The following is an 11,365-nucleotide window of genomic DNA, read 5'->3' as shown; positions in this document are numbered from 1 at the left end:
ATAGAATAAGAGATATAAGAGGATAAAAAACTCCAAAAATTTTAGCAAGGCTTTTAAATTTTTGCATAAAACATATTTAACCATAAAGTTAAAACACTTGTTTTGCCAAAACAATATACGGTTTTAACCAAATAGTTCCATAGCGTCTTTGTATGCACTAACTAACGAAGCTAAAGTAACAAAACCACCGATAATCAAAAAAATCATTTCGATTTTTTTTCTTTTATTCTCTTTTATTTTTTCCTTTTTATCTTCTTCTTGATTTTGTTCAATATGTAAAATATCAACAAGATTTTCTATCTGGATTTTAAGTTCTTGATGTTGCTCTAAAATATTGTAATATTGAAATATAATTTTCCATATTGCATGTTTTTGTTGGTAGTTATAGTGCACTGGATTACTAAAAAAATACTTTAGATTAAAAACATAAAAATCTTTTTTAATATCAATAACATCATGATAATTTTCTTTATCTATAATGCTTGAAGTTAAATTCAAATAATACTCCATTTTCTCACGATAAGCCAAAGAAAGCGCAAACATAGTCATTGTATCGTTAAATTTACTTTCACAATTATTAAATCTAGCCTGAAACAAAAAGCCTTTTTCTGAAAACACAACTTTAATATCTGGATTATCATAACAATTTGATTTATCTATTTTTAATGTAGAACTACCTCTTAATAGTTGCGATATTTTACCATCATTCATGTTTTCATCAATATATACAACTATATGATCTATCACACCTTTTTTAAATTGACAATACTCTTGACTTACAGAGACTCCATCTTTTATACATATAATACATATATCAAAAATTTTATATATTAATATTGTATCTTTGGCATACTTTTGATCTTCTATATTGGTATAAATTTCTAAATTTTGAGCCAAAAAGGTATGAAAAAAATCTTTTGTTCTTGTATCTTTTTTAAATTTATCCTTGCAAAAATTTTCGATAATTTTAACTTGATATGTATTTATCATGACATCTTCCTATTTTATAATATTATAAATTTAACTTATTGTTATAAATATGATTAAGATGAATTGTAAAACTTTAAATGCTTAAAAGGATTTTAAAGTAGTGGTGCGGATGAAAGGACTTGAACCTTCACGCATTGCTGCACCAGATCCTAAGTCTGGCGTGTCTGCCAATTTCACCACATCCGCAAAAGTGGTACGCTCAAGAGGATTCGAACCTCTGACCTACGGCTTAGAAGGCCGTTGCTCTATCCAGCTGAGCTATGAGCGCATAAAAATAAAAGTAACAATAGGCTTATGGTGCGCCCGATAGGAATCGAACCCATAACCTACAGATCCGAAGTCTGTCGCTCTATCCAGTTGAGCTACGAGCGCTGATGGGGTGAGTGATGGGAATCGAACCCACGACCCTCAGGACCACAATCTGATGCTCTAACCGACTGAGCTACACTCACCATTTATAAAAATGGTCGGGGTGAAAGGATTCGAACCTTCGGCCCCTTGGTCCCAAACCAAGTGCGCTAACCAGACTGCGCTACACCCCGATGTACAAAAATAAAGCGTTATTTTACATAAAAAAATATTAAAAGTCAAGATAAAAAAATATTTAGCATAAAAAATGCTAAATATTTTAAGAATTGTCTGTTTGTTTTTTTTGTGAAATGATGTTTAAAATTTCTACTATCAAAGAAAAAGCCATAGCTGTATAAATATATGCTTTATCTATATGGATATCAAAACTTTCACATACTAAAACAAAGCCTATCATTACTAAAAATGCCAAGGCTAAGATTTTAATGCTTGGATATTTTTCTACAAAATCTGCAATTGGTTTAGAGGCAAAAAGCATAACTAAAACTGCAATAATCACAGCAATAATCATAATCTCTATATCTTGAGCAATGCCCACAGCAGTAATAACACTATCAAGAGAAAATACTATGTCTATCACAGCTATTTCAGCAACTACAACCCAAAGCTTATTACTAATTTTTATATTACTTTGACTTTCCTCTTGGTGCATTATACTTTCTTTAATTTCCTTAATAGACTTAACTATTAAAAACAAACCTCCAAGCAAAAGCACCAAATCTCTACCTGAAATTTCATTACCCAATATACTAAATAAAGGTGTGACAAGTTTCATCACCCAAAATAAAGACAATAACAATAAAATTCTAGTAATCATCGCAAAAGCAAGACCTAGAATTCTACCCTTATCTCTATGTTCTGGTGGTAATTTAGAAACTAAAATCGCTAGAAAAATGATATTATCAATACCTAGTACAATCTCCAAAGCTGTAAGAGTAAGCAATACCACCCAAGCATCTACACTAAAAATCCATTCAAACATTTACTTTCCTTAAACAAAAGCGTAATTATAATGATGAAAAATTAATCATTTTCAAAAATTTTTACAATGGTTTCAGGCAAAAGTGTATGTTCGAGCTGGTGGATTTTATCTTCAAATTCTTCAAAGTTTAAATTAGCTTTTTCAAACGCCTTTTGTGCAATGATTTTACCACCATCAAGCTCTTCATTAACCCAATGCACGCTAATGCCTGCTACTTTCATATCACTTTCATAGCTTTCTTTGATAGCATGAGCACCTTTGAATAAAGGAAGCAAAGAAGGATGAAGATTAATAGCTTTTATATTTTGAGTGAAAATAGGACTTAAAATTCGCATAAATCCTGCTAAGATGGTCAAATCTGCTTGACTTTCTTTTATAATTTTTACTAATTCTGCGTCAAATTCTTCTCTTGAAGTAAATTTTTCATGTTCTATGATTTTAGTATCAAGGTTATATTTTAAAGCTCTTTGTATGCCATAAGCTTCTTTTTTATTGCATACACACAAAACCACTTCAAAGGTATTTTTACCAAAAGTTTTTTTATGTAATTTTTCTAAAATATTTTCCAAATTACTTCCATTACCACTAAATAAAACTGCTAATTTTATAAGCATTTTAACCCCTTTATTAATTTTAAAGCATCAAAACTAATTTTATTTTTCTTATAATTTTTAGCCACCAAAGCATGGGCTAATACTGCATTTTTAGCAGCTTCTAAAGCATTAAATTTAACTCCAAGTAAAGCTGTTATCATGCCACTTAGCACATCCCCACTTCCACCTTTTGCCAAAGCTTCATTGCCACAATTTACTACAAAAAGTTTTTCTTTTTGAACGATGATGGGATTAGCCCCTTTTAACACCAAAGCACATTGGAATTTAGAACTAAATTTTCTTGCATAAAAAAAGCGTTTGTTTTGAATTTCTTCTACACTTACATCCTCATTAAAACAAAGTTTTAAAAGCATAGAAAACTCTTTAGGATGAGGGGTTAAAACAACATCTTCTCTATTAAGATATGAAAGCAAATTTTCACTTTGAAAGCAATTTGCATCTAAGACTAAAGGAATGTTTTTTAATCTTTCATCTTTTAAAATACTTAAATCATCAAGCCCCATACCTATAGCAGCTGCATTTATTTTGCCTTCAATATCATCTTTTAGCATAATCAAAGGCGAAAAGCTTTCTTTAGCCACTAAAGACACAAGCCCCGCTCCAAACCCTAAAGCACCAAGTCCAGCTAAAGTACCCGCGCTTTTATTGGCAAAAATATAAACATGGCCAAAATCACCTTTATTTGAGTTAGCCTTTTTTGTAATGAGTTTTAAATCTTTTTTTTCTAGTAAAAAGCTTGAAGTATTTTGCATATAAGGTTTTAAACCCAAATTCGCAATTTTAATTTTACCTACAAATTCTTTTGCGAAATCTTCTAATAAAATTTCTTTAATTACCCCCATGCAAAGAGTATAATCAGCCTTAAAACATAGTTCTTGTCCAAGCCCGCTAGGAATATCACAAGCTATTTTTAAAGCTTTGCTTTTAGCAATTTTTTTAAAAATTCTTTGTAAATTTTCATCTAAAGCTTTATTTAAACCACTTCCAAAAACACAATCAACTATAATGTCAAAATCTTTAAATTTAGGTTCTTTTTTTAAGAAATTAAAACCTATATTTTTTAAAATTTGCTCTTGCTTGGTAAACACTGTACTTTTTTTATATGGCACAGTATAAGCAAAAGCTTTTTTTAAGTGTCTAATGGCCACAAGTCCATCAGCTCCATTTCCACCAGTACCAAGCAAAAATAAAATTTTAGCATTTTTTATGTTTTTACTTTTTTTCTTAATCAAATTTGCAAGCTCTATACCTGCATTTTCCATCATTAAAAACTCATTCAAACCTTTTTCAACAAGCTCTTTTTCATAAGAAACATTATCTTTAAATACTGCTTTCATCACTCATCTCACATTTTATAAGCTTTTGGGTTTTAGCGCCTAGCTCTTTAAGCTTTATCACTCTTGAAGCGATATTTCCACTTCCATGAGTAAGTTTTGTTTGCATATTATCTACATTTGTATTTAATCTTTTGATGTTTTCTTTGATTTTTTCAAAATCATCTAAAACACCTGCAAATTTATCATGAAATTTGCCAAGCTCATCAAAAGCTTTTAAGATATTTTCATTACTTTGTATATTTTTCCATGAAATATTTATCGTATTTAGTGCCATAAAAAGAGTGTTTGGTGTGGTTAAATAAACCTTTTTTTTATAAGCGTATTGATAAATTTCAAGATCTACATTTAAAATCAAATCTAAGATATTTTGATAAGGTATAAAAAGCAAAACAAACTCATAAGTGTGTTTATCATACTGCGTATAAGGCTTTTTAGCTAACTCATCAATTCTTGATTTTAGATTATAAGCTAGATCAAGACAGGTGTTTTGACTAATATCTTCAAAAGCAAAATCACTTGGTAGAGAAAATTTTGCATCTATGATTATACTTTTTTGTTTATCTAAAAATACTACCGCATCAGGAATATAGGTTTTACCCTCATCTTGAAATCTCTCTTGCAATTTATACTGCACGCCCTCTACCAAACCACTATTTTCTAAAACAGATTTTAGTTGCAATTCTGCAAAATTGCCACGAATTTTTTTATCACCCTTTAAAATTTTAGCTAGTTTATCTGCGTTTTCTGTTATATTTTGACTAAATTTAAACATATGATCGATTTGTGTTTTAATGCTAACTTCATTTTGGCTAAGTTTTTCACTGTATTCTTTAACACTTTTTTTCACAGGCAAGAAAATTTCTTCTAAGATTTTTTTTGTATCTTCATTGAGCATAAGTTTGTTTTGGCTTAAAATATTAGCATTTTGTTTTTGTAAATTTTGCTCTAATTCTTGTTTTAATTCTGCTAAACCTTGCTTGTATTTTTCTTCTAGTTTTATTAAAGTTTGAGTGTATTCTTCTTTTAAGTTCGCACGCTCTTTTAAATGTATATTTAAAAGTTCTTGCTGGGTTTGTTCTTTTTGAGCTAATTTTGCTTCTAAAGCTTCATTTTTAGATAAATATAATATTTTTTCATCTAAAAGTTTGGAATTTTTTTCCATAAGTGTAGTTTTTTCAAGCTCTAAATTAGTAAGTTGATTTTGCAATGCTATATTGTTTTGGTCTAAAAACTCCAATTTTGCTTTTTCTTTTTGGCTTTTAAACACATACCATATAAAAGCTAAAATTACGACAACTAAAAAGGCTATCAAGATATTTTCCATTTTTAAGCCTTTGTTTTTTCAATAAGAAAATAAATATTTTTTTCATTACCTTCTTTAAATTGTTTCATTTGTGGTAAAAACTCTTTTACTAAAGCTCTAAAATTTTTAAAACCAAAATTTTGAGGGATAAAATTTGCGTGTTTTCTATTCATATTAGTGCGAATTTGAGCATATTCAGCACGGCCTTTTTCTTCTATTAAGGCTTCTGTGATATTGATTAAATCTTTGATATATTCTTTAGTGCTTAATATTTTTTCTTTGGATTCATCTTGATCTAAATAAAAAAATTCACTAAAAGAATTCACATAAGATTTTACAGCTTGTTTTAAACCCATACCTATAACTTGCTTTTTACCCTCTTTAAGTCTTTGAATTAAACTAGTATAATCACTATCGCTTGAAACAATGACAAAAATATCAATATCTTTTTCATAAAAAAAACTCATAATCTCAGTGATTAAGTACATATCACTTGAGTTTTTATTAGCTATAAAATTAAATTGTTGCATAGCGATGATAGAATATTGTGCGATTTGTTCTTTCCAATTTTGTATATTTTTTTGTGTCCAATCTCCATAAATTCGTTTTATAACGATTTCTCCATAATCAGAAGCGATATCAAAAATTGATTTTGCATATTTTGAAGGAATATTTTCTGCATCAATAAAGATCGCCACACTTTTGTTATCCATTTTTTCTCCTATGTAGTTCTCATTCTAAAACTTAACGCTTTTAAAATATGAGTTTTTAAAATCAACTCACTTTGCTCTAAATCTGCAATGGTTCTTGCTACTTTTATGGTTTTATTTACCCCTCTTTGAGAAAGATTATATGAATTTATAGCCTTTTGTAAAATTTCATTCGCAGTAGAATCTAAAATACAAAATTGTTTCAGCTGTTCATCATTTAATTTAGCATTAAATTCTTCTTGTTTTCTTTGCTTTTGAAATAAAAATCCTTTAAAAACCATTTCACTCATTTGTTCAGAGCTTAAACTTGTTTTATCTTCATGTGAAATCTCATCCATAGCTACATAAAGATCAATTCTATCTAAAATAGGAGATGAAATTTTATTTTTATATTTTTTAATTTCTATCTCTTGGCAACGACATGTAAGACTTTTAGAAAATAAATTTCCACAAGGACAAGGATTTTGCGCACAAGCAAATAAAAATTTAGTTTCATAAATCACTTTGGTATTAACTCTTGAAATAAGAATTTTAAAATCCTCTAGCGGCTCTCTTAAACTTTCTATGATTTGTTTTGAAAAATGAGGAAACTCATCAAAAAACAAAACTCCTCCATTTGCAAGTGCTATTTCTCCTATCTTAGCATTTTTAGTTCCTCCGCCAAAAATACTAGCTCTAGTGCTTGTATGATGAGGACTTCTAAAAACCCTACTAGCACTAAAATCATCATCTAAAGAGTTTAATGACTTATAGGCATTTTGGGCTAAAATTTCTTTCAAACTTTGTGGTGGCATGATGAAAGGAAGTCTTTTAGCACACATACTTTTACCACTACCTGGACTACCTTCAAATAAAATATTATGCATACCCAAAGCTGCTATTATACAAGCAAATTTAGCATTTTCTTGACCCTTAACTTCTTTAAAATCATAAGGATAAATAGAATTTTTTATATATTTTTGATTATTAATTTCTATGGCATTTTCAAACAAAGGATGAGCATTATTTATATGATAATTCTCATAATTTTTTTCTTTAAAAAAATCCATAGCTTGAACTAAATTTTCCAAAGCATAGATTGTTAAGTTAGATATCATCGAAGCTTTTTGTGCTATGACTTTTGGTACCACTACTTTGGCATTTTGTACTTTTGCACTTAAAAAAAGTAAGATAGAAAATAAACTAGCAGTACTTTTTATACTTCCATCTAATCCAAGTTCTCCAAAAACAAAAAAGTCATCTAAATTTTCTTTTTGAAATAAAATCAAAATCGCAATAGCCAAATCAAAATGAGAGCCATTTTTAGGGATATCTGATGGACTAAGATTGATAGTGATTTTTTGAGCTGGGAAATTGAAATTTTGACTTAGTAAAGTTGCCTTAACTCTTTCTGTGCTTTCTTTGATAGTAGAATTTGCAAGGCCTACTATACTAAAACCTGGCAAACCTCTTGTGAAAGTTGATTCTACATCGATAATATCAAGCTCTGTAGAAAAACTTGCACATTTTAGTTTTTTCATTTGTTCTTTTTGGATTTTTTCTTAAAGTCTTTATCAAATTTTTGGCGTTTTAAAAAAGAAAGTTTTTCTATAAATAAATGTCCATCAAGATGATCAACTTCATGTTGAATAGCCACTGCTAAAAAATCATGCGCTTGTAAACTTTGTGGCTTGCCAAATCTATCTTGATAATCAAGTTGTATATTTTTATAGCGCATTACATCTTCATAAAAACCTGGTATGCTTAAACAACCCTCGTTGCAAGAAATTTTTTCATCATCTAAAGGTGTTATAATGGGATTAATAATTTCTAAAAGAGTTTGCTTATCTTCTTTTTGCTCACCTTCTTCATCACCAATATCTACAAGCAAAGCTCTAATTGGCACATCAACTTGAATAGCAGCTAAACCTACGCCCTTATTGGCTATCATTGTTTCATACATATCATCTAAAAGTATATGTAAATCTTTATCAAAATTTTCTACTTTTTTTGACTCTAAAAATAATCTTGGATTCGGATAGGTAATTATCTTTCTTATCATTTTTCTTTTTCCACTATTATAAAGGGTTCTAAATTTTTTCCTGAATCTTTTAAAGCTTCAATGCATTTTTCTATTAATTCTTCACCCTTGCTATCTTGATTAACAGCACTTATAGCCACTTCAACATCTACATCTATTTCTTTATCTGCTAGGAAAAAATTTGAATTTTCTAAAGATTCTAAAATTTTATTGCATATTTCTTGTGCTTTTTCTAAATTTGTATGAGAAATCATCATAGCAAAAATATTGTTTCCACAATGAGCAACTATATCACTTGAAGAGACATTTTTACTAAAAATTCTACACACGCCTTTTAAAAAAGCATTTTTTTCTTTTTGAGTATAAGTTTGCTCAAGAATTTCTTCTTTTACTCTAAAAAATATTAAGGAAGTATGATAATTATATTTTGCATTGCTTTCAATGCTTTTTTCTAAATTTTCTAAAAAATATTTTTTATTATAAACTCCAAATTTAGAGTCAAAATCACTTTGCTCTTCTATATGTTTATAAGTTTGTCTAACCTCATCAAAATTTTCTTTAATCTCATCTGAATATTTATCTAAAATACTAGAAAATCTTGAAAGATCTGCTTCAAGCGCGTGAATCACATTAGATACTGCTAAATTTCCTGTGCTAATTGCAAGTTCTGAATTACGTCTTCTTAGCATATCTTTAACTGTTTCAAGATGCCTATAAATCATAGCAATGTATTGCAACAATGCCGAAGTAGAACTAAAACTTTTTTTGATTTCTTGCTCTATATTTGCACGTTTGATACCATCATCATTTTGCTCAAATTCCATAATCTCACTAACTTTTTTCTTAAAAGCTACCGGACGTTCTTCAAGCATTTTTTGAAAATAAACTCCGTAATTAGTCGGCGTTGGAGGTACATTATCTTTCACAAGCTCAGTCAAAATAGACTTTGCAAATTTTTCAAATTCACCTCCACTAATTTTTTGAATTTTTGGAGCTTCTTTGGCTGGAGTTGGATCACTACTTAAATTTAAATCGGCAAATAAATCATCATCTAACATTGCTATGTTTTTCCTTATTTAAAACTTTTTTCCAAAACCTTATCGATTAAGCCGTATTCTTTAGCCTCTAGCGCACTCATAAAAAAATCTCTATCGGTGTCTTTTTCTATTTTAGAAAGCTTTTGCTTAGTATTTTTAGCCAAAATATCATTTAAAATTGCTTTTAATCTTAGAATTTCTTTTGCTTGAATTTCTATATCAGTTGCTTGTCCTCTTGCCCCACCTAGTGGCTGATGGATCATAATTCTTGAATTTGGTAAAGCAAATCTTTTCCCTGGAGCACCACAACTTAGCAAAAATGCACCCATTGAAGCAGCTTGACCAATGCAAATAGTACTTACATCAGCTTTAATATAATTCATTGTATCATAAATACTAAATCCACTAGTTACAACCCCACCTGGTGAGTTAATATAAAGATAAATATCTTTTTGAGGATCTTCAGCCTCTAAAAACAAAAGCTGAGCTACGATAGAAGCAGCAAGATCATCATTGATCTCGCCACTTAGCATGATAATTCTATCTTTTAAAAGTCTTGAATAAATATCATAACTTCTTTCGCCTCTGCTTGTTTTTTCAACCACATAAGGTATGTATGAGCTCATTATTTTTCACTTTCTTTTTCAGTTTTCTTTTTGTCATTTTTTTTGAAAATATCAGCAAAAAGTTTTTCTTCAATTAAAGACATTTTAATGGCAGGCAATGCGCCTTGTTTTTTGTAATTGTCTAAATGTTCTTGCGGGTTAAAGCCATATCTATAAGCTTCAAAATAAATCGCTTGGATTAATTCTTGATCGCTTACTGTAACATTTCTAAGTTTTGCTAGCTCATCTATAATGAAAGTTAATTTTACGCTTTTTTGTGCATCTTCTTTGAAACTTTCTCTTTTTTCTTTATATTTAGCCTCATCTTTAAATTCTTTTAATTCTTCTTCGCTTAAAGTTCTCAAAGAGCTTCTAAATTGCATATCTGTTTCTTGTTCTACTATATTTCTTGGTAAAACAAAGTCAAACTTAGCTACCAAAGCTTCTGCAAATTGATTTTTAAGCTCATCATTGATAAGTTTAAAGATTTTTTCATTTTTTAGTTGCTCTTTTAATTTTGCATCTAATTTTTCAACACTTGGTTCTTTTTCTTCAGGCAACAAGCTTTTTAAAAGCTCTTCATTTAATTCAGGTAATTTAAGTTCTTGAATTTCGTGAATTTTTACTTTAAATACTGCATCTTTTCCTGCTAAATGCGCTGCGCCATATTCTTTTGGAAAAGTTACATTAATATCTTTTTCCTCACCTGCTTTTAAACCAATCATACCTTCTTCAAATCCTGGTATGAATTGTTTTGAACCAATTTCTAAAACATAATTTTGAGCTTTTCCGCCATCAAAAGCTTTACCATCAACAAAACCTTCAAAATCAAATTTAGCAAAATCGCCTTCTTTTAAAGCTCTTGCTTCTTTAATCGCTTCAGGAGTAGCAAATCTTTTTAATAATTCTTCTTTTTTTGCATCAATTTCTTTTTGAGTTACTTTTGGTGTATTATAAGTTGGAACTAGTTCTTCATATCCATCTAATTTTACTTCTGGTCTAAAAGATAATACCATTTGAGCCTCAATAGCACCATCTTTTCTATCAAATTTTTCAAAATATGGCTCACCTACTAAATCTTTAGCCTCTTTTTGAACTTCTTTTAAAGCACCATCTACAGCATTTCTTAAAAGATCTTGCTCCGCATCTCTTGTAAGCTCTTTTTCATATCTTTTAAGTATAGCAGCAACAGGAACTTTTCCTGCTCTAAAACCATCCATTTTCATAGTTTTAGACGCTTTTTTAGCTAATTTTTCAACTTCTGCTTTAATAGCTCCTTGAGCAATTTTCACAGTAGCATTTGCATTTGCAAAATCAATTAGTTTTGCTGTAACTTCCATAATGTTTTCCCTTTTTAAATAAAATTTTTTGATAATATACCAAAATTTTCCTTATCAC

The 11,365-nt window shown here is 29.3% G+C and carries 11 protein-coding genes and 5 tRNA genes; all 16 read right to left on the bottom strand.

Translation table 11 applies throughout. The features are described 5' to 3' along the window. Positions 1-123: 123 nt before the first annotated feature. Positions 124-990, bottom strand: a complete 867-nt coding sequence (locus CAMP18497_RS07340; protein ID WP_263674989.1) for a hypothetical protein — start codon at positions 988-990, stop codon at positions 124-126. Between the two features lie 101 nt (positions 991-1,091). Continuing rightward, positions 1,092-1,176: transfer RNA gene (locus tag CAMP18497_RS07335), tRNA-Leu, on the bottom strand. A gap of 5 nt (positions 1,177-1,181) precedes the next feature. Continuing rightward, positions 1,182-1,258: transfer RNA gene (locus CAMP18497_RS07330), tRNA-Arg, on the bottom strand. A gap of 27 nt (positions 1,259-1,285) precedes the next feature. Next, positions 1,286-1,362 (bottom strand) — tRNA-Arg (locus tag CAMP18497_RS07325). Between the two features lie 3 nt (positions 1,363-1,365). Then, positions 1,366-1,442 (bottom strand) — tRNA-His (locus tag CAMP18497_RS07320). 12 nt (positions 1,443-1,454) lie between these two features. Beyond that, positions 1,455-1,532 (bottom strand) — tRNA-Pro (locus CAMP18497_RS07315). An 86-nt stretch (positions 1,533-1,618) separates the two neighbouring features. Further along, positions 1,619-2,341, bottom strand: coding sequence for a TerC family protein (locus tag CAMP18497_RS07310; protein ID WP_039629122.1), 723 nt, complete (start codon positions 2,339-2,341; stop codon positions 1,619-1,621). A 41-nt stretch (positions 2,342-2,382) separates the two neighbouring features. Next, positions 2,383-2,955 (bottom strand): phosphoribosylglycinamide formyltransferase, encoded by a 573-nt coding sequence (gene purN, locus CAMP18497_RS07305; RefSeq protein ID WP_263724460.1) that lies wholly within the window; start codon positions 2,953-2,955, stop codon positions 2,383-2,385. Further along, positions 2,946-4,292, bottom strand: coding sequence for an NAD(P)H-hydrate dehydratase (locus CAMP18497_RS07300; protein ID WP_337213506.1), 1,347 nt, complete (start codon positions 4,290-4,292; stop codon positions 2,946-2,948). The genes purN and CAMP18497_RS07300 overlap by 10 nt, the downstream gene beginning before the upstream one ends. Next, a complete protein-coding gene (gene rmuC, locus CAMP18497_RS07295; RefSeq protein WP_337213504.1) occupies positions 4,276-5,616 on the bottom strand; it encodes a DNA recombination protein RmuC in 1,341 nt (446 codons plus the stop codon). The genes CAMP18497_RS07300 and rmuC overlap by 17 nt, the downstream gene beginning before the upstream one ends. 2 nt (positions 5,617-5,618) lie before the next feature. Beyond that, entirely contained in the window at positions 5,619-6,308 is a 690-nt protein-coding gene (locus CAMP18497_RS07290) for an NYN domain-containing protein (RefSeq protein ID WP_039619378.1), read from the bottom strand. Between the two features lie 8 nt (positions 6,309-6,316). Further along, positions 6,317-7,825: a YifB family Mg chelatase-like AAA ATPase gene (locus CAMP18497_RS07285; RefSeq protein ID WP_337213502.1), complete on the bottom strand. Its 1,509-nt coding sequence runs from the start codon at positions 7,823-7,825 to the stop codon at positions 6,317-6,319. Continuing rightward, positions 7,822-8,346, bottom strand: coding sequence for a peptide deformylase (def, locus tag CAMP18497_RS07280; RefSeq protein WP_039642414.1), 525 nt, complete (start codon positions 8,344-8,346; stop codon positions 7,822-7,824). Before def ends, CAMP18497_RS07285 begins: the two co-directional genes overlap by 4 nt. Beyond that, positions 8,343-9,383 carry a GGDEF domain-containing protein gene (locus tag CAMP18497_RS07275; RefSeq protein ID WP_263724455.1) on the bottom strand — a complete coding sequence of 347 codons (1,041 nt, stop codon included), beginning with the start codon at positions 9,381-9,383 and terminating at the stop codon, positions 8,343-8,345. Before CAMP18497_RS07275 ends, def begins: the two co-directional genes overlap by 4 nt. A gap of 14 nt (positions 9,384-9,397) precedes the next feature. Continuing rightward, positions 9,398-9,988 (bottom strand): ATP-dependent Clp endopeptidase proteolytic subunit ClpP, encoded by a 591-nt coding sequence (gene clpP / locus CAMP18497_RS07270; RefSeq protein ID WP_039619386.1) that lies wholly within the window; start codon positions 9,986-9,988, stop codon positions 9,398-9,400. Further along, positions 9,988-11,307 carry a trigger factor gene (gene tig / locus CAMP18497_RS07265; RefSeq protein ID WP_337213498.1) on the bottom strand — a complete coding sequence of 440 codons (1,320 nt, stop codon included), beginning with the start codon at positions 11,305-11,307 and terminating at the stop codon, positions 9,988-9,990. Before tig ends, clpP begins: the two co-directional genes overlap by 1 nt. Positions 11,308-11,365 lie beyond the last annotated feature (58 nt).

Origin of the sequence: Campylobacter sp. W0066.1 (genome assembly GCF_024723635.1) — a bacterium.
Taxonomy (GTDB): Bacteria; Campylobacterota; Campylobacteria; order Campylobacterales; family Campylobacteraceae; genus Campylobacter_D; species Campylobacter_D lari_C.
The sequence above is the reverse complement of the archived record's forward strand: the minus strand, read 5'-3'. Positions and strand labels throughout refer to the sequence as shown.